Raw genomic sequence first — 23,615 nt, 5'->3', positions numbered from 1 at the left:
TTCAAATAATTAAAGAGCCGTTTTCACCACCCAAAAGGCAATTACCTTAACAGTAATACTTTTTGGGATAGGAAATCGGCTCCGTAACTTTTAGATTGTTTAAATCTCCATTATGACAGGCAAAATCATTGGTCTTCGTTTTGTTCTCTCAAATAAAAAGTGACTTAATGATTCTCGAATTGATGTTTTCAATGTCGACCAATCGATGATGTGATCCTTCATACATTTCGTTATAATTTGCTCAACCATTTCATTTGATTTTTCAAATAATTCCTCTGATTCACGAACATACACAAATCCACGCGAAATTATTTCAGGTCCTGACACAATTTGTTTTTTCTCTTTACACAACGTAACAACAACAATTAGGATCCCATCTTGTGATAACAATCTTCGATCCCGTAAAACAATATTCCCGACATCTCCAATTCCAAGCCCATCAATTAACACATTACCTGATGGAACTTTACCATTAATACGAGCTTGTTGATTTTTATATTCAAAAACCTCTCCATTTTCTAATAAGTAGATTTGATCAGGGTCCATCCCAGTTGCTTCAGCTAGTTTTCCATGTACTTGCTGCATACTATAATCACCATGTATTGGGATAAAATATTGAGGCTTCATAAAGCCTAACATCATTTTTAGCTCTTCCTGACTGGCGTGACCAGATACTTGGATCTTTCTGCCCCCATAAATGACGTTAGCACCAGCTCTGAATAACTGATCGATTGTTTTCGAGACAGCTTTTTCATGTCCTGGTAGCGGTGGAAAAGCTATGATAACTGTATCACCTTGTTTAATCGACGCTTGTTTATGTGTCTTTGTTGCCATTTTCCCAAGTGCGACAAGCGGTTCACCTTGTCCACCTGTTGTTAATAGCACAATCTTATCGTCAGGTAATTTCCCAATGTCGGAAACTGGAATAATTAAATCTTCCTCAGCAGATATGTAACCCAGCCCCATTGAAATATCAATGACTCTTCGCATATTCTTTCCAATAATAGCAACTTTACGATTCGTTAATACTGCTGCGTCTAACACTTGTTGAATGCGGTGAATATTTGATGCAAACGAAGCAACAATTACCCGACCTTCTGCTGAATAACAGCTATCGGATAATTCTTCCCCAGCTAAGCCTTCGGAGCCGGTAAACCCAGGATGATCAGCATTCGTACTATCTGACATTAGACATAGAACACCTTTTTCTCCAAGCTCAGACATTTTAAAATAATCAGGTCCAATCCCATCTACTGGTGTTTGATCAAATTTAAAATCACCTGTATTCACTATAGCGCCATCAGGTGTATGAACGACAATTCCAACTGAATCTGGGATACTATGGGTCGTCCGAAAAAATGAAACTGAAGCATGCTCAAACTCTAAAACTGTTTCAGAATGAATTTCACGAAGGTCAGCGGTTTGTATACCCGCTTCCATTAGTTGATCTTCGACTAAACCTAGCGTCAATTTTGTTCCATATATTGGAATTTTGATACTTCTTAATACATAGGAAATAGCCCCAATATGATCCTCATGTCCATGGGTGAGAAAAATCCCTTTAATCCGGAGCTGATTTTCTATTAGGTAGGTTATATCTGGTATCACAATATCAATACCAAGCATTTCATCTTCAGGGAATTTCAATCCAGCATCTATGACATATATTTCGGGACCTACTTCAACGATATACATGTTCTTGCCAATTTCTCCTAGTCCCCCAAGTGCAAAAATCCTCACTGGATTATTATCTTTCTTGAACAATAGAATATCCTCCTATATTTAATTTTGAACCGCACTAAGTCACTTAAACATATTATAACGTAATGGAGAAATGGAAAACAAGTAAAACGAGCCTGTAAATAGGCTCGTTTTACTTGTTTTCCATTAAAATATATTTAGCTTAAGCAGAATTCATTGTGTAAAGAATTGACTGCACGCACCATGTCTTCTTCATGAACGAGTACCCATATCGTTGTATGGCTATCTGCCGACTGGAGAATTTGAATACCTTCTTTAGAGAGTGCGTTTACTATTTTAGCGGTTACACCAGGAACTCCGGTCATTCCCGCTCCAACTGCAGATACTTTTGCGCAATTTCGTATGATCGTAGGTTCATAGCCTAGTTCTTTTAATGCAGAAATAGCACGTTCTGTCATTTGGTCCATTACAGTATAAATGACGGCACTAGGTGATATATTAATAAAGTCTACACTAATACCTGCTTGGGCCATCGCCTTGAATACTTCCGCTTGTAAATTGTATTGTCCTTCTTTCGGAGACACTGTAATTTGTGTAATACTAGAAACATGAGCAATGCCTGTTACAACACGCTCGTGAATGTCACTACCTTTATTATCATGAACAGAGGCGGTAATTAATGTACCTACTGTATCTGAATAGGTAGAACGGATACGAAGTGGTACTTTAGCTTGCATTGCTATTTCAACAGCACGTGGATGAATCACCTTTGCACCTTGATGTGCCAAATTGCAAACTTCATTATACGTCATCACTGAGAGCGGTCTAGCAGCTTCGACAATTCTTGGGTCAGCAGTCATTATACCTTCAACATCTGTGAAAATATCAATAATTTCAGCATTTATTGCTACGCCTAAAGCTGCTGCTGAAGTATCACTTCCTCCTCTCCCTAAAGTTGTTACTTCTCCACTCATTGAAATACCTTGAAAACCAGCAACAACAACTACGTCATGATTCTCAAATTCCTTAAAAATTCGTTCACATCGCATTTCAACTATTTTGGCATTTGTATGCTCCTCATTCGTTCGGAATCCCGCCTGTGCCCCTGTCAGTGCAACAGCAGTTAATCCGTTTACATTTATAATATTTGCAAATACGACGGCAGACAATATTTCCCCACATGAAAGTAATAAATCAAGTTCACGATCACTAATTTTAGTCGAATCAATTTGGTTTAAGAGCGTATCTGTTGCATACGGATCGCCATTTCTTCCCATAGCTGAAACAACTACAACCACCTTGTATCCTTCTTTTACAGCATTTTGTACATGTAATAAGGCACGGAGTCGGCTTTCTTCATCCTTAACTGATGTGCCACCAAATTTTTGAACGATGATTTTCATGAACACACCTCTTCTAGTATCATTTCATGTTGTCAACAAAATGAGGCTATCCTTTGCGAGCCATGCTTAAATTTGGACATTACATTTAGTATTAAGAAAGTTTAGAGAGATTATCTTCTAAATGTAGTACCAATGCTCTGACTAGCTTTTACGGGACAGCCTCACCTTATTTAAATTTATGTTTAGTTACTATTCACTATTGACCCTTGAAACTTTATAGACTGATTATTTGAGGAGATTAAGAGCTACTAAACGCTCTGCAATTTGGACAGAATTCCAAGCCGCACCTTTTAATAAATTATCCGATACGATCCACATATGGAAGCCTTTGTCATTATCTAAGTCTTTACGGATACGTCCAACAAAAGTTTCAAGCTTACCTGTTGCAGTGACAGCCATTGGATATAGCTGTTCCTCTGGTTTATCTTCTAAAATAACACCGTCTGCATCACTAAGAAGGTTTTTCAAATCTTCTACAGTTACTCCTTCTTTATCAATCTCAATATAAACGGATTCAGAATGACCATATTCAACGGGAATTCTAACACATGTTGCCGCAACTTGAAGATCTGGGGCATGCATGATTTTCTTTGTTTCATTGATCATTTTCATTTCTTCAAATGTATAGCCATTATCTGTAAATTTATCAATTTGTGGTACAGCATTAAATGCGATTTGATAGTGCTTTTTATCAGAACCACAAGGCAAAATTTCAGGTGTGAATTCTTCATCATTTAATACAGCCTGTGATTGCTCCTTCATTTCTCTAATCGCACTAGCTCCTGCTCCAGAAACAGCTTGGTAGGTTGACACGATGACTTTCTTTAAGCCATATGCTTGACGAATCGGTTCCAGAGCTACAACCATTTGAATCGTTGAACAGTTAGGATTGGCAATAATTCCTTTATGAGCATGAATATCAGCTTCGTTTACTTCAGGAACAACGAGCGGTACCTCAGGATCCATCCGGAAAGCACTTGTATTGTCGACGACAATTGCTCCTCTTTTTGCTGCCTCTGGGGCAAGTACTTTGGAAACTGATCCACCTGCACTAAATAAGGCAACATCTACCCCTTCGAAGCTTTCAGGCTTTGCTACTTGAACAGTATGCTCCTCACCTTTGAAAATAATTTTTTTCCCAGCTGATCGTTCAGAAGATAAAAGTGTTAATTTAGAAATTGGGAAGTCACGTCTCTCTAAAGTCTGTAACATCTTCTCCCCAACTGCACCTGTTGCTCCTACAACTGCTACATGATATCCTTTTATATTTTCCATTCCTTTTTTCCCCTTCCATCAATTACAAGGTAACGTATACATTTATTTTTCTAAATGGTATAAGGTTTATTTTAACATACTCTTGCATTAAAGAGAGAGGATTTTTCTTATATGAGATATTTTTTACTCAAAAAACTTTTTCCATTTTCAATCGCGAAATCGTTCGACTAAAACAGGCTGTAATTGGCGTCCTTCTAATGCAGCCTCAACAGTTGCTAGTAAAGAATCCATTCGAGCGACAATTGAATTTGGCTTTTTCGATGGAGCATCCTGCCCAAACGGAATAAAGTAAATGTTTTTTGTTGCCATTAGTTTCATTAAATTCATTCCATTTAACCCTAAAGCATCATTTGTGGATATACCAAGCACAACAGGGCTTAAATTTCTTAATGTTGCCTTGGCTGCCATTAGTACTGGAGAATCCGTTAATGCATTTGCAAATTTACTCATCGATGCCCCTGTTAGCGGAGCAATGACCATACAGTCTAACGGTGTTTTCGGACCTAATGGTTCAGCAGCGACAATTGAATCAATCACTTTATTTCCAGTTACAGTCTCAAGCTTTTTTATCCAATCTTCACCATCACCAAATCTTGTTGTAGTATTTTTTAGAGTAAACGTAACAACTGGTATTACGTTCGCACCATGATCAACAAGCCTTTGAATTTCCGGTAAAACAGCATCATACGTACAATGTGAGCCAGTTAAGCCAAAACCTATACGTTTCCCTTTCACAGACGACATTATGATTTCTCCTTTCCATGTAGTAACTCTTCTTTTAGCAATCGAGAAATGACATTTGCAACAATTTGCCCAGCTGTTTTTGGTGCTACGATACCAGGAAGACCTGGCGCTAATAATGCTTTGATTCCCCTTTTTTCAGCATATCTAAAATCTGTTCCGCCAGGTTTTGATGCTAAATCAACTATTAGTGTGTGTAGGGGCATTTTTGATATAACAGAGGCAGTGACAACTAATGATGGAGCTGTATTGATAACAATATCGACGTCATCTACTTCGTGCTCGATATTGGCAGTATAGAACGGTTTAAGTCCCATTTCAGCTATTCTTGCTATGTCTTCTGATTTTCTCGCTCCAACCCTCACTTGCGCGCCTAGACAGGAAAATGCCCTTGCAACGGACATGCCAACTCTTCCTAGCCCTATTACAATCACATTTGAGCCATGAATCGTAATATCTGTATGCTGTATAACCATCATAATCGTGCCTTCGACAGTTGGGATTGAGTTATAAATAGCAACATCATCACGTTCAAATAATTTAATAAGCTTACGCTTTGAATTTATTATCGCTTCATCTAAATAGCGATTGCTAATCCCGGAAAAAACAAGGCAGTGTTCAGGTGTTTTCGTTAGCATTTCTTCCTCTAATATTATTTTTTCATTTGAAAAAATCGTTTCAATTTCCCCTGACAAGTTTGTACCTGGGACTGGCAGAATAATTGCATCAATTTCTGAAAAATCTAATTCCGATATTTCCATCTTTGTGGCACCGATAAAGTTTTGAGTAAGTTGGTCGAAGCCAACAAGTGAAAGCTTTGCATCCAATTCAGATAGTTTTCTAATAACCTCCAATTGCCGTGCATCTCCACCTAATACTGCGACATTCAAATCGGTTAACATTGAATTCACCTTCTCATCGGTTGTATCATCTAAGCAAATAGCCTATTTTTAATTCTTCAACATATTATGAAAGCCGAAAACAGAAGGTGAATAAAAAAAAGCATAAAAAAAGAGGCTTTCTTATATGCCTCCTTGGATAAATCTGTTAGGGTAGAACAAGTAGCCTTCACTTTTTGCTTTTCACTCATTGAAATCAATAATGATCATATCGGTCCCAATCTTTTTAATATGACTCCATGGTATTCGTGCCTCCATACCATTTTTTTTAAATCCAAACCACTTGATTGTCGGTATTAGTAAAGCCTTAATATACCCTGAATTTTCATCGATCTCTAGATCTGCTTGCCCCAATATTCCCATTCGTTCTCCTTTTTTTAAATCAATAATTTCCTTGCCGTTTATTTCAGTTAACCTCATTTTGTCATCGCCCCCCTCAAGCTGCCATCTTTTAACTAATATTTATTTTTACAAAACAAAAAAATACCTATTTGCAAGGCATTATCAATCAACAAAATCTTAAACATAGCCATTTACAAATAGGTATTATCAAATAAATCTTAACACATAAGATTTTTTGGCAGATCACCTTCAGGACTAATTAAAGCAACCGAATAATGATCGGTAAAAATACTTTTAGTAAGATTGTTTACTGTATCAAGGGTAACATTAGAAATCATCTCAATAATTTCATCTAATGAACGGTGCCGCTTAAGTAACAATTCATTTTTGCCGTTTCTACTCATCCGACTATTCGTGCTTTCCAAAGAAAGCATTAGGCTTCCTTTCAGCTGTTCTTTACTATTATATAATTCTCTTTCTGTAATTCCATCCTTTTTCAATACCGCTATTGTAGCTTGAATGGTCTCAAATAATGTGTTTAACTGGTTACTTGCTGTCCCACCATAAATGGTTAACAAGCCATTATCTAGAAAGGCTGAATGATAGCTAAAAATCGAATATGCCAATCCTCGCTGCTCTCTAACATCTTGAAATAGGCGACTTGACATACTGCCACCAAGAACATTGTTTAAAACGATTAGTGAATAAATTTGTTCATGCCCTAGTTTTAAGCCATTATAGCCAATGCAAAGATGAGCTTGTTCCGTTTCTTTTTTACGCGATAACTTCTCAGCTAATACAGTCGGCGTCGTATATTCTTTTCTAGTAAATTTAGACTCATATTTTCCAAAATACCCTTCAACATCTTTAATATATGACTCATCAATATTACCTGCTATAGATATAACGACGTTGTCTGGTGTGTAATGTTCGTAAATATACTCTCTGAGCTTATCACCGTTAAAGGTTTCTAATGTTTCCTCAGTGCCTAGAATCGGATAAGCAAGAGCATGATTACCAAATGTAGCTTTACTTAGTATATCATGGACAATATCGTCAGGAGTATCCTCATACATTTTGATCTCTTCTAATACTACATTTTTTTCTTTCTTCAATTCTTCCTCGTCAAAGACCGAATTAAAAAACATATCAGCTAATACTTCAAGAGCGATACCTGCATGCTCATCTAAAACCTTCGCATAATAGCATGTATATTCCTTTGAAGTAAAAGCGTTAACTTGACCACCAATACTATCAAAGCTTTCAGCAATCTCGCGAGCCGATCTTGTATTCGTTCCTTTAAAAAACATATGCTCGAGAAAATGGGAAATCCCATTGTTTTTTTCATTTTCATTACGAGAGCCAGTACCGATCCATATGCCAATCGCTACAGATCGAACTGTTGGTATGTTTTCTAGTACAATTCTTACTCCATTTTGACATGTATATTTTTTTATCAACCTACATCCTCCTAATAAGCAAAGTGCAAGAGCCTTTGTCATCCCCAATAGAAATGCATTGGTTTTAAACTAGACAACTATGTACCTAAACGTAACCTATCAAAATTCAACAAAAAAACCTATGATAGCATCATACCAATATCAGAAAAGTATGTCACGCATTTCATTTTCCCCCAAAATTTCCCTACTTAATTCGCTCTTCACTTAATAATGTGGACACATTACCAATTTGATATTCCTTTTCTTTCATAATTAAGATTAGATTTTCTAATCCAGCGGCAGTGGATGCAGTCGGATGCATTAAAATCATTGCACCAGCAAACACTTTACCGGCCACTCGATTTACCATTTCAGTCGGATTAGGATTTTTCCAATCTACCGTATCAGCAGTCCACATTACTACTTTCATCTTTTCTTCAGCAGCAATTTTTACAACTTCTTCCTTAAAACTTCCACTTGGTGGACCAAACCAAACCGGTGTAATACCCGTTGTTGCCTTTATAATTTCATTTGTCTTCACAATCTCCTCACGGATCGATTGAGAAGTTAATTTTTTCATATCAGGATGTGAATAAGCATGGTTGCCAAGCTCATGTCCTGCATCGACAATCATTTTAGCTACATCAGGGTATTTTTTTACCCATTGACCCTCTAAAAAAAATGTTGCTGTAACACCATGCTTTTCAAGTATTTTTAACATGCTAGGTATATATTCATTTCCCCATGCGACATTTATTAAAAAGCTGACCATTCGTTTTTCAGGATGACCGCGATAAATTGGTGCTGGTGGGAGGTCATTTAAAGTAATTTTTGGTGATACTTCCTTATAGACTAGCTTTTTTGGATTAAATCCTCCTTCTTTCCTCATTTTTTGATAAGATTCATCAATATCGACTGTCAGACCATTCAGCCCCGGCATTGCTTTCCATACTCTATGGATTTGTGCATCCTGTGGGGGAACCTCATACTGCTTTGCTTTTGTTTCAATTTCTAAATATAAAGGATCATTTTGTTTAGCGACTGTTATGGCCGATTGTTTTAGTCCATTTACATAATCTGATGTATAAGGATTTTGAATAAAACCAAATGTCATTATTAAAATAAATGAATAGGCAACTAGTTGAATAGCTAGTCTTTTCATATAATCATCACGACTCCCTTCACTATGAAAACTATGAAGGGAACGGACAAGATAGAACAAAAAAGAAGCTGTATGGCTACAGCTCCTAGCTTTGTTCTTGCTTTTCTTTTTGTTCTTTAAGAACAGCTTTTCTTGAAAGATTTACTCTTCCTTGGTTATCAATCTCTGTAACCTTTACAAGGATTTCGTCACCAAGCTTGACAACATCCTCAACCTTACCAACGCGCTCTTGTGCTAATTCAGAAATATGAACAAGTCCATCTTTTCCTTGGAAAATTTCTACGAAAGCACCGAACTTTTCAATTCGCTTTACCTTTCCAAGATACATTTGCCCTATCTCAACTTCACGAACAATATCTTCAATGATTTTTTTCGCTTTTTCGTTCATTTCCATATTTGGCGACGCGATAAAGATTGTTCCATCTTGTTCGATATCGATTTTAACACCAGTTTCTTCAATGATTTTATTAATTTGTTTTCCACTTGGTCCAATGACATCACGAATTTTATCTGGTTTAATTGTCATTGTAAGTATTTTTGGAGCATACTGTGATAGCTCTGGTCTTGGTGTTCCAATCGTTTGCATCATATGTTCTAATATTTGCATACGACCTTTTTGAGCTTGTTGTAACGCTTCTTCTAAAATTTCCCGAGATAGTCCGTCAATTTTAATATCCATTTGCAGGGCAGTTACACCTTTACTAGTACCAGCAACTTTAAAATCCATATCACCTAAGTGATCTTCCATCCCTTGGATATCTGTTAACACTGTATAATCATCGCCAGATTTAACTAAGCCCATTGCTATTCCGGCAACAGGAGCTTTTATTGGAACACCCGCATCCATCATGGCCAGTGTACTTGCACAAATACTAGCTTGGGAAGTTGATCCATTTGATTCGAGTACTTCTGATACTAAACGAACCGTATAAGGAAAATCCTTTTCAGATGGAATAACTGGTTCCAATGCGCGTTCACCCAATGCACCATGACCAATCTCACGGCGACCAGGACCCCGAATTGGACCTGTTTCACCAACACTAAAGGAAGGGAAATTATAATGGTGCATAAACCTTTTAGACTCTTCTATTCCTAAACCATCTAAAATTTGGACATCTCCAAGAGCTCCTAATGTACAAATACTTAACGCTTGTGTTTGTCCACGAGTGAATAGTCCTGAACCGTGTGTTCTTGGCAACAAACCAACTTCAGACGACAATGGACGAATTTCATCAATTTTACGGCCATCAGGTCGGATTTTTTCTTTAGTAATAAGACGGCGAACTTCCTCTTTAACAAGCTTGTACATTATTTCTTCAACCTGCACTAGGGTACCTTCTGGAAGATCCTCACGAGCTTCAAACTGCTCTTTCACGCTAGCTTTCACTTGATTGATTGCATCTTCACGTGCATGCTTTTCAGCAACTTGAACAGCTTTTTTAATATTATCCTCAGAGATCCCTCGGACTTCAGCTTCAAGATCTTGATCGATTTCAAAAAGCTGAACCACCGTTTTTTGTTTACCTACTTGAGCAACAATCTCCTCTTGAAATGCGATAAGTTTCTTTATTTCTTCGTGACCAAACATAATTGCTTCTAACATCGTTTCTTCCGGTACTTCGTTTGCTCCTGCTTCCACCATGTTAATAGCATCTTTTGTTCCAGCAACAACTAAATGAATATCACTCTGTTCTTGAAGTTCAACCGTTGGATTTATGATAAATTCGTTATTAACTCGACCAACCGTTACACCAGCAATCGGTCCTTCAAACGGAATATCAGATATTGAAAGTGCTAATGAAGAACCAAACATTGCCGCCATTTCAGAAGAACAATCTTGATCAACACTCATTACTATACTAATAACTTGAACTTCATTTCTAAACCCATCAGCAAATAAAGGACGGATTGGGCGATCAATTAAGCGACTAGCTAAAATTGCTTTTTCACTAGGGCGACCTTCCCGTTTAATAAATCCACCTGGGATTTTACCAACTGCATATAAGCGTTCTTCGTAATTTACTGTTAACGGGAAGAAGCTTAAATTTTTTGGCTCCTTTGATGCTGTGGCAGTAGAAAGTACAGCTGTTTCTCCGTAACGAACTAAACATGCACCATTAGCCTGCTTCGCTAGTTGTCCTATTTCTATCGTAAGCTTACGTCCAGCCCAATCCATGGAGAAAATTTTTTTATCTTGTTCCATGTACTTTTGTACCCCTCTCTTATGTAAAAATTTTATTAAATAATTATGGTTATTTTATTATTCCCTAAATATATGTAAAGTTATTTGACCGATTTTACGTTAAAGCTATGCTTCAAATGAGTATGAAAACGTGTCTCACACGAATAAGCCAATTTAATCCCATAGTTTTAATAAAGTGCTAACAAAAAAGCGGGAAATATCCCGCTTTTTGTAAGACCTATCGACGTAATCCAAGCTTTTGAATTAATTCACGATAGCGTGTAACATCTTTATTGCGAAGATAGTTAAGTAAGTTACGACGTTTACCAACCATCTTTAAAAGTCCACGACGTGAATGATGATCCTTTTTATGAACACGTAAATGTTCATTTAAATTGTTAATCTCTTCTGTTAGGACAGCAATTTGAACTTCTGGAGAACCAGTATCATTTTCATGAGTTTTGTACTCATTAATAAGTTCTTGCTTACGCTCTTGTGTGATAGCCATCCTATTCACCTCCTCCGAATGTGATCCCCAATTACTGAGCAAGCGTTGGTGACTCGCATTGCCAAGCAATGGTTCATATTTTTATACGTTATATAGAATACTATTGTTTCAACAAAAATGCAAGTTTTTAATGTCTAATTGCACCAAAATAGCGCAATGCATCCTCTTTATCAGCGTGAATTTGCGAAATTAATTGTTCTACTGACTGGAATTTTTGTTCCTGTCGCAATCTTTGGTGCCATTCTATTATAACTTGTTCCCCATAGATCGATTCATTGAAATCAAAAATGTGAGCCTCTATCGCGAGCTTTATTTTTGTTTCATCATGAAAGGTTGGCTTAAAACCAATATTTAACACTCCATTATAATATCGATTATTCACGAAAATTCTTACGGCATACACACCTGTTGGTGGAAGTATATATTTAGCGAAAAGCTCGATATTAGCCGTCGGAAAACCAAGCAATCTTCCCCGCTTTTCACCATGAATGACTTTTCCGTGCATTGTGTAATAACGTCCTAAATAATGGGGTAGTATTTGCATATTTCCTTCATGAATTAACTCGCGGATTAGGGTTGAGCTTATCTTCTCATTTTTTTCAACTACCTTATCAATAACGGTTTGTGTAAACTTCTCCCGTGAATGGAACGGTAAAGTTTCCATCGTTCCTTTACCTAACCGCCCATAAGTATAGTCGAAACCTGCTACAACATGCTTTACATTAAGATCGATAATATATTGATCTACAAATTGTTGAGGCAATAACTCTGCAAAAGAATGACAAAATTGAACAATGTACAAAGTATCAATGCCTAACTTGCGAATTTCTTCTTCTTTGTCCGCGATTGAAGTTATACATTCGCCATGCTCCACACTATTTCTTAACACAACTGCTGGGTGTGGATGAAATGTCATAACAGCACTTTTATATCCACGTTGATCGGCGATTTTCTTAGCAGTTGTTATCACCTTTTTATGTCCAAGATGAACTCCATCAAAATAACCTAATGCTAATACAGTTGGTGATAAATCGTTAGCATTAAAGGAATGCGGATGAGTCAAATTTATGACATTCATACTTTCACCTGCTTTACGAATTCCACTTTATCTACTCATTTCTTAAAACTTTTTCAGGCTTCATCCATCCCGGTTTATCAGGATGAGGTTTATAAACAGCCACACATAATTGGTTTTGATTGAACAGAGCAATATGCTTTTCATTCTCATAACCAACTGGAATCTCAAGCACCTGCCCATTTTTTACTTGTGATTCTAGTTTTTCATTTATTACATATTTAGTCAAATCTGAAAGAGCTCTTTCTAATGGTAATAATTCCAAGTTGCCTGCTGTGAATTTCTCTTCAATTTCCTCAAGAGTAAGACAATCATTTTTGCTGAAGGTTCCTGAGGATACACGCGTTAACATTGACATATGTGCAGGATAGCCTAGCTCTTTCCCCATATCAACTGCTAATGTTCGGATGTATGTTCCTTTACTTGATCTTACATAAAAGCGAAATCGATTATGTTCTTGGTCGACAAACTCTATATCATCCAATAATTTCAATTCATATATGATAACTTCTCGTTTTGGTCTTTCAACCGTAATGCCTGCCCTTGCGTATTCATATAATCGTTTACCATTTACTTTTACAGCAGAGTATATCGGTGGTATTTGAGTTATACTGCCATGAAATTGATTCAAAACTTGTTCGATTTCTGCTCGAGTAATAGCTTCACCAATTGGCTTTACAGCAATGACCTCTCCGGAAGCATCTTCAGTTGTTGTTGCGGTTCCAATCGTTACTTCTCCTTCATATGCCTTTGGTACTTCCGTTAAATATTCCACTACCTTTGTAGCCCGACCAATGCATATTGGTAATACTCCGTCTACATCAGGATCAAGCGTTCCAGTATGACCAACTTTTTTTATTTTTAAAATCTTTCTTATTTTAAAAACACAATCATGTGATGTCATGCCTTTAGGCTTCCATAGCGGTAGTATTCCTTCCATTTTGAACACCTCATCTAAAAGTTAAAAGGATAGACAAACGTCTATCCTCAACTTAAGTCTCTGAATTTTTTTTAAGCTGTTCAAGTAACGTTTCAATTCGATTTCCGTATTCAATCGACTCATCAAATTCAAAAGAAATTTCTGGTGTCTTTCTTAATCTAATGCGGTGTCCAATTTCTGACCTAATAAACCCATTTGCTTTTGCAAGTGCCAATAAAGTGTTCTGCTTTTGTTCTTCGTCACCTAAAACAGTAATATAGACTTTAGCTTGTTGCAAATCTCCTGTTACTTGAACATCCGTTACGGTTACAAAACCAATACGAGGATCTTTTATTTTTCTACTTATGATGTCACTTAATTCTTGCTTCATTAGTTCGCCAACTCGTGATGGACGATTATTACTCATTTCAATCACCTCGACTTTAACACCATTCTACATCTGTAACAGCTCGTTCAATCTCCGGAAAAGAATCTATCATTTTCAAAGCGCGATTTAATTCCTTTTCAGCACTGATCTTTGCAGACGAGACCGTCACAATTGTAATTTCTGTACGTTGCCACAAATCTTGAAAATTTGTTTCACTTACTGATACATTATATTTTTGCCTCAAACGGGTAATAATACGCTGCAAAATAGCCCGCTTTTCTTTTAAAGATTGTGGATTATAGAGTAGACACTCGATTCGAGCGCTAGCGATCATTTACGCTCAACTTCTTGCATTACAAATGCCTCAATGATGTCTCCTTCTTTAATATCATTAAAGTTTTTAATCGTCATTCCACATTCATAGCCTTGTGCGACTTCTTTTGCATCATCCTTAAAACGCTTCAATGTATCAACTTCGCCTTCAAAAATAACGACCCCGTCACGAACAAGACGAATTCCAGCATCACGTGTTACTTTACCATCCGTTACATAACAGCCAGCAATAGTGCCTACTTTAGATACTTTGAATGTATTACGAACTTCGGCTTGACCAATTATCTTTTCTTCAAATTCAGGGTCAAGCATCCCTTTCATTGCTGCTTCAATTTCTTCAATCGCTTTATAGATGATGCGGTGTAAACGTATATCAACGTTTTCTACTTCAGCCGTTTTCTTCGCATTTACATCAGGACGGACATTAAAACCAATAATAATTGCATTGGAAGCAGACGCTAAAATAACATCAGACTCGGTAATCGCCCCAACCCCGGCATGAATAATTTTAACTTTAACACCTTCTACTTCGATTTTTTGTAGTGATGATGACATTGCTTCTGCCGAACCATGAACATCAGCTTTTACAATTAGATTGATTTCCTTCATTTCACCTTGCTTTATATGTTCAAATAAATCTTCAAGGCTTACTTTATTTCGCTCACTACGCTGTGCTTCGATTTGTTTTTGAGCACGAGCTTCCCCGATATGACGAGCTTTTTTCTCATCCTCAAACACGACAAAGCGATCACCGGCACTTGGCACCTCATGAAGTCCTGTAATTTCTACAGGAGTTGACGGTGGAGCAGCCTTCACGCGACGACCGATATCATTAACCATTGCCCGAACACGACCATACGTATTTCCTACAACAATCGGATCCCCTACCTTTAGAGTTCCATTTTGTACTAATAAAGTTGCGACAGGTCCTCGTCCTTTATCCAAATTAGCCTCAATTACTGTTCCAGTAGCCATTCTATTAGGATTCGCTTTATATTCTTCAACTTCACTTACTAATAAAATCATTTCTAGGAGTTCGTCAATTCCTTCTCCTTTTAATGCAGAAAGCATAACAAATATAGTATCTCCGCCCCAAGACTCAGGGATTAGGTTGAATTCAGTTAATTCCTGCATGACGCGATCTGGGTTCGCACCCTCTTTATCAATTTTGTTTACCGCAACAATAATCGGTACACCCGCTGCTTTTGCATGGTTAATTGCTTCCTTTGTTTGTGGCATAACACCATCATCAGCTGCAACAACAAGAATTGTAATATCAGTTACACTTGCTCCACGGGCACGCATGGTTGTAAATGCTTCGTGACCCGGTGTATCTAAAAATGTAATCCTTTTCCCATTTACTACTACTTGATAAGCACCGATATGTTGTGTAATTCCACCTGCTTCACCAGCTGCTACCTTAGCATTCCGGATTGAATCTAATAATGTTGTTTTTCCGTGGTCAACATGACCCATTATGGTTACAACTGAAGGCCGTTCAACTAGATCGTTAGGACTATCCTCAACTAAATAACTATCTAAATCGGTTAAATCTACTACAACTTCTTTTTCAACCTGCACTCCAAACTCTGATGCAATTAACTCGATCGTATCATCGTCTAGATCCTGATTAATCGTTGCCATTACACCAAGCATCATTAATTTCTTAATGATTTCTGAAGGCTCTTTTCCTAATCTTTTAGCTAACTCACCGACAGTCAACGAATCCTCATATTTTATTACTTTAGGCGCTTGCTCTTGTTTTGGTGATTGTGGTTGCTGTCTTTGCTGTTCTTTATTCTTAGGATTTTGAAAGGTTGTTTTTTCATTCTTGTCCTTGTCTTGCTTAGCTTTTAACTTTTTAGGTCCTTTAGCCTTCGTTTTATCCGCAAATTTATAATCATCATCATCATTATTTTGACCTAGCTCTTTCGAATGTGGCACTGTTGGCTTCTTCTTTTTTACATCAGGCTTTGAATCAGGCTTTGAATCAGGCTTTGAAGCTGGTTTTGAATCAGGGTTTGAAGCTTTTTTACTATTATCCTTCCGTCCGCTCGTTTCAGTTTTTGTCGCTGCTGCTTCCTGTTTTTGTGGTGTTTTCTTGTAGATAGAATCTAATACTTTAATTGCTTCCTCATCAATCGTTGACATATGATTTGTTACCTCAATATTTTTTTCTGTTAGCTTAGAAATAATTTCTTTACTTGACTTATTCATTTGTTTTGCATATTCATATACACGCATTTTACTCATACGTTCACCCCCAAGAAAATTAATCGAGCAACTCCGCTAATTTATTTGCGAAACCATTTTCCAAAATTGCAACGACTACACGAGCTTCTTTGCCAATGGCTTGACCTAACATATATCGGTCTTTCACTTTTTTCAATGGGATCTTATAATATAGACACTTGTCTGTAATTTTTTTTGAAGTATTATATGACGCATCCGAAGACAGAAGGACAAGCTTTGCTTTGCCTTTCTTAATTTCCTTCAATACTAATTCTTCCCCTGAAGTTAGTTGACCTGCTCGATTGATAAGGCCTAATAAAGTTATCCATCGATCTTGCTTCAAACTACCTTTGCTCCTTTTCAATGAATTGAAGTAATTCATTGTAAATAGATTCATCAACTTTTACGCCTAAATGATGCTCTAGAACATTTTTCTTTTTGGCATCAAGAATGCATTGTTTATCCTTACTAATATAAGCTCCTCGCCCCGGCATTTTCCCAGTGGGATCAATCGAGACATCGCCTTCTTTGGAACGGACAATTCGAATGAGTTCGCGTTTTGGTTTCATTTCTTGGCTCGCAACACATTTCCGCAATGGTATTTTGCGATTCTTCATCCGGCTCCACCTCTACTTCTAATTAATTTTCGTCTGTATTATCCTCAAAGTCATCTCCATAGAAATCATCAAAATCTAAATCTTGATCTTCTGTATTTTGAAAAAGCGGCGGTTCTTCTTCTAGTAAATTTAGTTGTTCAGCTTCTGACAAACTTTTTATATCAATCTTCCACCCTGTTAACTTAGCTGCTAATCGTGCATTTTGGCCTCTTTTACCGATGGCAAGTGATAGTTGATAATCAGGTACAATAACAGTAGTTGCTTTTTCTTCTTCATTCACAATTACCTTTATTACTTGTGATGGGCTTAATGCATTAGCAACATATTCTACCGGATCTTTAGACCAACGAACGATATCAATTTTTTCACCTTTTAATTCTGTCACAATCGCCTGAACTCTTTGTCCTTTTTGACCGACGCAAGAACCAACAGGATCTACCTCTGGATTATCAGAATGAACTGCAATTTTTGAACGGTCCCCTGCTTCACGAGATACTGATTTAATTTCAACAGTTCCATCATATATTTCAGGTACTTCAATTTCAAATAATCGTTTTAGGAGACCTGGATGTGTTCGTGAAACGAATATTTGCGGTCCTTTTGTCGTTTTTTCAACCTTTGTAATAAACACTTTAATTCGATCATGCGGTTTATATGTCTCGTTTGGCATTTGTTCTGTTAAAGGGAGTAAAGCTTCAATCTTTCCTAAATTCACATAGATAAACCTAGCATCCTGTCTCTGAACAATACCAGTCATAATATCTTCTTCACGGTCAATATACTCGGAATAGATCACACCTCTTTCAGCTTCACGAACGCGTTGTGTTACAACTTGCTTCGCTGTTTGTGCAGCAATTCTACCAAAATCCTTTGGTGTTACTTCAATTTCCAATATATCTTCAATTTCATAGTTTGGATTTATTTTCTTTGCTTCCTCATGGGAAATCTCTAAACGTGGATCAAATACTTCTTCAACAACTTCTTTACGTGCATAAACCTTCATTGTCCCTGTTTCACGATTAATATCAACACGAACATTTTGCGCCGAATTAAAATTTCGCTTATAAGCAGATATCAATGCAGCTTCAATAGCTTCTAATATAATATCCTTGCTAATTCCTTTCTCTTTTTCAAGCATTGTTAATGCATCAAGTAATTCACTACTCATTATGTTCTCCCCTTTAAAATAATCGACCTAGTGGAACGTAACAGCAAGTCTAGCACTAGCAACCTTGTTGTAAGGTATTTCAACTTGCTTTTTCCTTGTTTTAATGAGTACCTCCACTATTAACCTTTCTCCATCGAATTGTATCAGTTTGCCCTCAAAGATTTTTTCATTATTAATTGGTTCATACGTTTTAATATGAACTTGTTTTCCAATTGCTTTTTGTACGTCTTCCGGCTTTTTTAGTGGTCTTTCGACACCTGGCGATGATACCTCTAGAAAATAAGGATAGGATATTGGATCGGTTTCATCTAGTTTTTCACTTAACTGCTCACTGACGTTCCCACAGTCTTCGATGTCAATGCCCTTTTCTGAATCAATAAAAACTTTCAGGTACCAATTTTTACCTTCTTTAACGAATTCAATATCAACTAGCTCTAAATTCATTTTTGCAAGGATCGGTAACACGAGTTCTTCTGTTACCTCAGTTATTTTTTTGCTCATAAAAAACCCCCTTTTCTAGCAACACCTTGAGCGATTAGATTGATTTAGCAAATTTATATAAAATTCCCTGCTAAAATAAGCAGGGATAAAATTACTCCAAATCCTTTACAACTAGTCGAAAACGAAAGAGTGGGTTTTGGCCCACTCTTTTATCATTTACCAATATTTTTAGTATTGTCAATAAAAATATACCATATTGAAGAAAAATATGCAACAAACAAAAGCGGAAGCGTCTTGGTCAGCCCGACAGAAAAACACTGGCTAACTTCGCTACATCTTATAGCAACGCCAGAATTAGAACGTCCTGTTCGTCGTGCTCTTCCCACAAAAGAAGTCCGGTTTAAAATAGCGACAACTGATTCTGGTCAGGTAATCCTTCGAGGCAGCCTTGATTTTCAAGGTATTCTAGCACTGTTTTCGAAATTTTACTTCTTTGCTGTAAATCTTCTTTTGATAAAAATTCACCTTGTTCACGTGCTTTGACAATATTTACAGCGGCATTTGTACCTAAGCCCGGAATTGCATTAAACGGTGGTATTAAAGTATTTCCGTCAACCAAAAATTCGGACGCACTTGAGCGATATAAATCAATTTTTTGGAAGGAAAATCCACGTTCACACATTTCCAACGCTAACTCTAACACGGTTTGGACGTTTTTCTCCTTCGTCGATGCATCTAACCCTTTTGCATTAATTTCCTCAATCTTGCCACGAATGGCATTCCCGCCTTTGATCATCGCATCAATTTCAAAATCATCGGCGCGGACAGTAAAATAAGCAGCATAAAATAAAATTGGAAAATGAACTTTAAAATATGCAATCCGTACCGCCATAAGCACATAAGCAGCAGCATGGGCTTTCGGGAACATGTATTTTATTTTTAAACATGACTCAATATACCAATCTGGTACATTGTTCTTTTTCATTTCCTCAATAAATTCGGGTGTTAAACCTTTCCCTTTACGAACAGATTCCATTATTTTAAAAGCTAATGATGGGTCTAGTCCTTTATAAATTAAATACACCATTATGTCATCCCGACAGCCGATAACTTCACTTAATGTACAAGTTCCGTTTTGAATAAGCTCATTAGCATTATTTAACCAAACATCGGTACCATGGGATAATCCAGAAATTTGGACTAATTCAGAAAAAGAACTTGGATTTGTTTCTTCAAGCATTTGTCTAACAAACCGAGTCCCAAATTCGGGTATTCCTAATGTTCCTGTCTTGCACATAATCTGTTCTTCGCTTACTCCCAATGGTTCAGGAGTTGAAAAAATCTTCATTACTTCAGGGTCGTCAGTCGGGATCGTTTTTGGATCAATCCCACTTAAATCTTGCAACATTCTAATTACAGTTGGATCGTCATGACCTAGTATATCAAGCTTTAACAAGTTATCATGGATAGAATGGAAATCAAAATGTGTTGTTCTCCATTCTGAATTCGTATCATCGGCAGGATATTGTATTGGTGAAAAATCATAAATATCCATATAATCAGGAACAACGATTATTCCACCCGGATGTTGTCCTGTTGTACGTTTTACCCCAGTACAACCTGTTGCAAGCCTTTCTATCTCCGCACCGCGATATGTTAAATTATGATCAGAAGCATACCCTTTCACATAACCAAAAGCTGTTTTATCCGCAACCGTACCAATTGTCCCAGCACGATAAACATTATCTTCACCGAATAGTACCTTCGTATAGTTATGTGCCCTCGGCTGATAATCCCCAGAAAAATTTAAATCAATATCTGGAACTTTATCCCCTTTAAATCCAAGGAAGGTTTCAAATGGGATATCATGGCCATCTTTTTTATAGCTTGCTCCGCACTCTGGACAATTTTTATCTGGCAAATCAAACCCAGAGCCAACAGAACCATCATCAAAAAACTGTGAATTCTTACACGTAGGACAAACATAATGTGGTGGCAATGGATTTACTTCAGTAATTTCAGTCATAGTTGCAACTAGAGATGACCCAACTGATCCACGGGAACCTACTAAATACCCATCATTTAATGACTTTTTTACGAGCTTGTGGGAAATTAAATAAATAACTGCAAATCCATGTCCAATAATACTTTTTAATTCTTTTTCAAGACGGTCCTCAACGATTTTCGGTAATGTATCTCCATAAATAGAACGGGCACGATTATAACTCATTTCGCGAATCTCGTCGTCGGCTCCCTCAATTTTTGGGGTATATAGATCATCCTTAATCGGTTTAATGTCATTGATCATCTCGGCAATCTTATTAGTATTCGTAATAACGACCTCTTCTGCCCTGTGTTTCCCTAAAAAGGAAAAGGAATCTAACATTTCATTCGTTGTGCGAAAGTAAACAAGAGGTTGTTTCTCACGATTTAATGGATTACCACTTTGTGAAGCGATTAAGATTTTTCGATACAGATGAGCTTCCTTATTTAAATAGTGAACATTCCCAGTAGCAACAACAAGTTTATTAACTTTTTCTCCAAGCTTCACGATATTTGTTAAAATCTCTTGTAACGCCTGCTCATTTTGAATCATTTCTTTTTCTATTAAATGAGCATAATTTTCTGGCGGTTGAATTTCCAGGTAGTCATAAAACTGGGCTATTTCCTCTGTTTCTTCAGGGGATTTTTGCATCATCGCTTCAAAAACTTCACCTTTATCACAGCCAGACCCTACTAATAGGCCTTCACGATATTTAACTAATAAAGACCTTGGAATTCTTGGAACTCGATAATAATAATGAATATGGGAATACGAAACTAATTTAAATAAATTCTTTAATCCGACCTCGTTTTGTGCCAGCAAAATACAATGGGAAGGTCGAGAGCGCTTATACGCATCTGATTGTCCCATATTTTCGTTAAGCTCATCGTGGTAGGAAATTCCTTTCTCTTCACAATCTTTAAGCATTTTTACTAATAAATATCCGGTTGCTTCTGCATCATAAATAGCACGGTGATGCTGGGTTAATTCAATATCAAATTTCTTACATAGCGTATTTAAACGATGATTTTTTAACTCTGGATATAAAAATCGACCAAGTTCAAGTGTGTCAATTACAGGATTTGTAACCTTATCGTGACCGAGTTTCTTTAAACCAACATTCAAAAAGCCCATATCAAAGCTTGCATTATGAGCTACTAGCGTATCATCCATAATCCATGCTTTAAACTCATTTAAAACTACATCTATATCCGGTGCATCCTTAACCATCTCATCCGTTATTCCTGTTAACTCGATTGTCGTTGCAGATAATGGATGATGAGGGTTCGAAAATCTTTCAAACCGATCGATAATTTCACCATTTTTCACTTTGACTGCGGCTAGTTCAATAATTGTATCGTATACTGCGGATAGACCTGTAGTTTCAACATCAAAAACAATATACGTTTCATCAGCTAACAAACGGTGAACTGGATTGTAAGCAATCGGTACACCGTCATCTACAAGATTTGCTTCCAACCCATAAAGTATTTTTATCCCATGTTTTTTCCCAGCAGAGTATGCCTCTGGGAACGCTTGAACTACAGCATGATCAGTCACCGCAATCGCTTCGTGACCCCATTTTTTCGCTTGAATTACAAGCTCAGAAATAGAAGTAACTGCATCCATTTGACTCATTGGTGTATGTAGATGTAATTCAACCCGCTTTTTTTCAGATGTATCTTGCCGCTCCACTGCTTTTACTTCATTAATATCCTGTGCCATCATGACAAGCTCACGCATAAATGTATCGGTTTGGACACTACCTCGTACCTTAACCCACATTCCTTTTTTAACAGATTGCAAAATATTTACATCTTCTTTATCTCGAGAAAAGATTTTAATTGTTAGCGAATCAGTATAGTCTGTTATTTTAAACGTTAACAATGAACGTCCACTTTTAAGTTCTTTTATTTCGCTAGAAAATATGTAGCCTTGGATTGTAATACGGCGCTCCTCTTCTTGTATTTGTTTAATTTCCACAGGCTCATCCTTTATCATATAGCCGATTGTGATCGGACCATCGTGTTGACTGTTATCACTATTTTTTGGCTTTTTAGCCTGCTCTATAAGTGCCTCCATCATTTTCGAGCGATCTTCCTGCTCCTTTTGGATAATAAATTCTTCAAATTCCTCCTTTGAATAGACAATTTCAGTTTCAATTATCAAGGACGGGAATCCTAGGGATTTAAAAATAGGATCAAATAACTCTGCATATTTCTTTTTAAGTGAAATGGATTCCGGTTCATTTCTTACTTGTATAATAAGTTTATTTCCATTTAAATGAGGAGATTGCTGTTTCATTAATGAAATAAGTGATGGTGATATTCCCTCGAGCTGTTCGACAATATATGGCCAGTAATCATGTAACTGTTGCTCAGAGATCAATTCTTCTTTACATGTTATCGAAAACGTTACTGTAGCGATTTCTTGAAAAGCATTGACTAAATGGGATTTAAATAACAAGAATGCTTCTAAAGATATGTGTTTTTCAAAACCAAATTGGAAATGCCAAGATTTTTTCTTACGTTCTATCGTTAGCTTTTCTATCCAAGCATCCTGAAAGAAGGTAGATGAAAAGGTACTAGGCAAAGAAATTTGCTCTAATAAAAGCTGAAACCGTTCTTTTCTAATTTTAATTTCTTCTGTCATCTCCTTATCTCCCCTTTTACTACCTTGTCTAAATCTATATATATTAACAAAAATGAAGGGGCAGGTACCTCTGGTATACCATTTAGATTTATGC

The 23,615-nt window shown here is 36.9% G+C and carries 20 protein-coding genes; all 20 read right to left on the bottom strand.

Annotated elements, in window-relative coordinates; all coding sequences use genetic code 11:
* Positions 1–99: 99 nt before the first annotated feature.
* Positions 100–1,764 (bottom strand): ribonuclease J, encoded by a 1,665-nt coding sequence (locus D612_RS0102040; protein WP_017753813.1) that lies wholly within the window; start codon positions 1,762–1,764, stop codon positions 100–102.
* 134 nt (positions 1,765–1,898) lie between these two features.
* A complete protein-coding gene (gene dapG, locus D612_RS0102035; RefSeq protein WP_017753812.1) occupies positions 1,899–3,104 on the bottom strand; it encodes an aspartate kinase in 1,206 nt (401 codons plus the stop codon).
* A 225-nt stretch (positions 3,105–3,329) separates the two neighbouring features.
* Positions 3,330–4,379 carry an aspartate-semialdehyde dehydrogenase gene (gene asd / locus D612_RS0102030; protein WP_017753811.1) on the bottom strand — a complete coding sequence of 350 codons (1,050 nt, stop codon included), beginning with the start codon at positions 4,377–4,379 and terminating at the stop codon, positions 3,330–3,332.
* 147 nt (positions 4,380–4,526) lie between these two features.
* Positions 4,527–5,123, bottom strand: coding sequence for a dipicolinate synthase subunit B (gene dpaB / locus D612_RS0102025; protein ID WP_017753810.1), 597 nt, complete (start codon positions 5,121–5,123; stop codon positions 4,527–4,529).
* Positions 5,123–6,022 (bottom strand): dipicolinic acid synthetase subunit A, encoded by a 900-nt coding sequence (dpaA, locus tag D612_RS0102020; RefSeq protein WP_017753809.1) that lies wholly within the window; start codon positions 6,020–6,022, stop codon positions 5,123–5,125. The genes dpaB and dpaA overlap by 1 nt, the downstream gene beginning before the upstream one ends.
* A gap of 180 nt (positions 6,023–6,202) precedes the next feature.
* On the bottom strand, positions 6,203–6,439 hold the full coding sequence (locus D612_RS0102015) for a YlmC/YmxH family sporulation protein (RefSeq protein ID WP_017753808.1): 237 nt from the start codon (positions 6,437–6,439) through the stop codon (positions 6,203–6,205).
* A 140-nt stretch (positions 6,440–6,579) separates the two neighbouring features.
* Positions 6,580–7,821 (bottom strand): M16 family metallopeptidase, encoded by a 1,242-nt coding sequence (locus D612_RS0102010; protein WP_017753807.1) that lies wholly within the window; start codon positions 7,819–7,821, stop codon positions 6,580–6,582.
* Positions 7,822–8,005: 184 nt separating this feature from the next.
* Positions 8,006–8,962: a polysaccharide deacetylase family protein gene (locus D612_RS0102005; protein ID WP_017753806.1), complete on the bottom strand. Its 957-nt coding sequence runs from the start codon at positions 8,960–8,962 to the stop codon at positions 8,006–8,008.
* An 85-nt stretch (positions 8,963–9,047) separates the two neighbouring features.
* Positions 9,048–11,165, bottom strand: coding sequence for a polyribonucleotide nucleotidyltransferase (pnp, locus tag D612_RS0102000; RefSeq protein WP_017753805.1), 2,118 nt, complete (start codon positions 11,163–11,165; stop codon positions 9,048–9,050).
* Positions 11,166–11,382: 217 nt separating this feature from the next.
* Positions 11,383–11,652: a 30S ribosomal protein S15 gene (rpsO, locus tag D612_RS0101995; RefSeq protein WP_017753804.1), complete on the bottom strand. Its 270-nt coding sequence runs from the start codon at positions 11,650–11,652 to the stop codon at positions 11,383–11,385.
* A 127-nt stretch (positions 11,653–11,779) separates the two neighbouring features.
* A complete protein-coding gene (gene ribF / locus D612_RS0101990) occupies positions 11,780–12,730 on the bottom strand; it encodes a bifunctional riboflavin kinase/FAD synthetase (protein ID WP_017753803.1) in 951 nt (316 codons plus the stop codon).
* Positions 12,731–12,761: 31 nt separating this feature from the next.
* On the bottom strand, positions 12,762–13,667 hold the full coding sequence (truB, locus tag D612_RS0101985) for a tRNA pseudouridine(55) synthase TruB (RefSeq protein ID WP_017753802.1): 906 nt from the start codon (positions 13,665–13,667) through the stop codon (positions 12,762–12,764).
* A 52-nt stretch (positions 13,668–13,719) separates the two neighbouring features.
* Positions 13,720–14,073, bottom strand: coding sequence for a 30S ribosome-binding factor RbfA (rbfA, locus tag D612_RS0101980; protein WP_017753801.1), 354 nt, complete (start codon positions 14,071–14,073; stop codon positions 13,720–13,722).
* A 16-nt stretch (positions 14,074–14,089) separates the two neighbouring features.
* Positions 14,090–14,368, bottom strand: a complete 279-nt coding sequence (locus D612_RS0101975) for a DUF503 domain-containing protein (protein WP_017753800.1) — start codon at positions 14,366–14,368, stop codon at positions 14,090–14,092.
* Positions 14,365–16,620 carry a translation initiation factor IF-2 gene (gene infB, locus D612_RS0101970; protein ID WP_017753799.1) on the bottom strand — a complete coding sequence of 752 codons (2,256 nt, stop codon included), beginning with the start codon at positions 16,618–16,620 and terminating at the stop codon, positions 14,365–14,367. The genes D612_RS0101975 and infB overlap by 4 nt, the downstream gene beginning before the upstream one ends.
* 19 nt (positions 16,621–16,639) lie before the next feature.
* Positions 16,640–16,942: a YlxQ family RNA-binding protein gene (locus D612_RS0101965; protein ID WP_017753798.1), complete on the bottom strand. Its 303-nt coding sequence runs from the start codon at positions 16,940–16,942 to the stop codon at positions 16,640–16,642.
* A 1-nt stretch (position 16,943) separates the two neighbouring features.
* Positions 16,944–17,216: an RNase P modulator RnpM gene (rnpM, locus tag D612_RS0101960; RefSeq protein ID WP_017753797.1), complete on the bottom strand. Its 273-nt coding sequence runs from the start codon at positions 17,214–17,216 to the stop codon at positions 16,944–16,946.
* A 22-nt stretch (positions 17,217–17,238) separates the two neighbouring features.
* Positions 17,239–18,384 (bottom strand): transcription termination factor NusA, encoded by a 1,146-nt coding sequence (gene nusA / locus D612_RS0101955; protein ID WP_017753796.1) that lies wholly within the window; start codon positions 18,382–18,384, stop codon positions 17,239–17,241.
* A gap of 27 nt (positions 18,385–18,411) precedes the next feature.
* Entirely contained in the window at positions 18,412–18,885 is a 474-nt protein-coding gene (rimP, locus tag D612_RS0101950) for a ribosome maturation factor RimP (RefSeq protein ID WP_017753795.1), read from the bottom strand.
* A 340-nt stretch (positions 18,886–19,225) separates the two neighbouring features.
* A complete protein-coding gene (locus D612_RS0101945; protein WP_017753794.1) occupies positions 19,226–23,521 on the bottom strand; it encodes a PolC-type DNA polymerase III in 4,296 nt (1,431 codons plus the stop codon).
* Positions 23,522–23,615: the final 94 nt, after the last annotated feature.

It is taken from the genome of Calidifontibacillus oryziterrae (assembly GCF_000331575.1).
GTDB classification, from domain to species: Bacteria; Bacillota; Bacilli; order Bacillales; family Bacillaceae_J; genus Calidifontibacillus_A; species Calidifontibacillus_A oryziterrae.
The sequence above is the reverse complement of the archived record's forward strand: the minus strand, read 5'-3'. Positions and strand labels throughout refer to the sequence as shown.

What these genes read in the sequence shown, in the direction of transcription:
- dapG (WP_017753812.1), bottom strand. Translation starts at nt 3,104, where the DNA reads ATGAAAATCATCGTTCAAAAATTTGGTGGCACATCAGTTAAGGATGAA.
- asd (WP_017753811.1), bottom strand. Translation starts at nt 4,379, where the DNA reads ATGGAAAATATAAAAGGATATCATGTAGCAGTTGTAGGAGCAACAGGT.
- dpaB (WP_017753810.1), bottom strand. Translation starts at nt 5,123, where the DNA reads ATGTCGTCTGTGAAAGGGAAACGTATAGGTTTTGGCTTAACTGGCTCA.
- dpaA (WP_017753809.1), bottom strand. Translation starts at nt 6,022, where the DNA reads ATGTTAACCGATTTGAATGTCGCAGTATTAGGTGGAGATGCACGGCAA.
- D612_RS0102015 (WP_017753808.1), bottom strand. Translation starts at nt 6,439, where the DNA reads ATGAGGTTAACTGAAATAAACGGCAAGGAAATTATTGATTTAAAAAAA.
- D612_RS0102005 (WP_017753806.1), bottom strand. Translation starts at nt 8,962, where the DNA reads ATGAAAAGACTAGCTATTCAACTAGTTGCCTATTCATTTATTTTAATA.
- pnp (WP_017753805.1), bottom strand. Translation starts at nt 11,165, where the DNA reads ATGGAACAAGATAAAAAAATTTTCTCCATGGATTGGGCTGGACGTAAG.
- rpsO (WP_017753804.1), bottom strand. Translation starts at nt 11,652, where the DNA reads ATGGCTATCACACAAGAGCGTAAGCAAGAACTTATTAATGAGTACAAA.
- ribF (WP_017753803.1), bottom strand. Translation starts at nt 12,730, where the DNA reads ATGAATGTCATAAATTTGACTCATCCGCATTCCTTTAATGCTAACGAT.
- truB (WP_017753802.1), bottom strand. Translation starts at nt 13,667, where the DNA reads ATGGAAGGAATACTACCGCTATGGAAGCCTAAAGGCATGACATCACAT.
- rbfA (WP_017753801.1), bottom strand. Translation starts at nt 14,073, where the DNA reads ATGAGTAATAATCGTCCATCACGAGTTGGCGAACTAATGAAGCAAGAA.
- D612_RS0101975 (WP_017753800.1), bottom strand. Translation starts at nt 14,368, where the DNA reads ATGATCGCTAGCGCTCGAATCGAGTGTCTACTCTATAATCCACAATCT.
- infB (WP_017753799.1), bottom strand. Translation starts at nt 16,620, where the DNA reads ATGAGTAAAATGCGTGTATATGAATATGCAAAACAAATGAATAAGTCA.
- rnpM (WP_017753797.1), bottom strand. Translation starts at nt 17,216, where the DNA reads ATGAAGAATCGCAAAATACCATTGCGGAAATGTGTTGCGAGCCAAGAA.
- nusA (WP_017753796.1), bottom strand. Translation starts at nt 18,384, where the DNA reads ATGAGTAGTGAATTACTTGATGCATTAACAATGCTTGAAAAAGAGAAA.
- rimP (WP_017753795.1), bottom strand. Translation starts at nt 18,885, where the DNA reads ATGAGCAAAAAAATAACTGAGGTAACAGAAGAACTCGTGTTACCGATC.
- D612_RS0101945 (WP_017753794.1), bottom strand. Translation starts at nt 23,521, where the DNA reads ATGACAGAAGAAATTAAAATTAGAAAAGAACGGTTTCAGCTTTTATTA.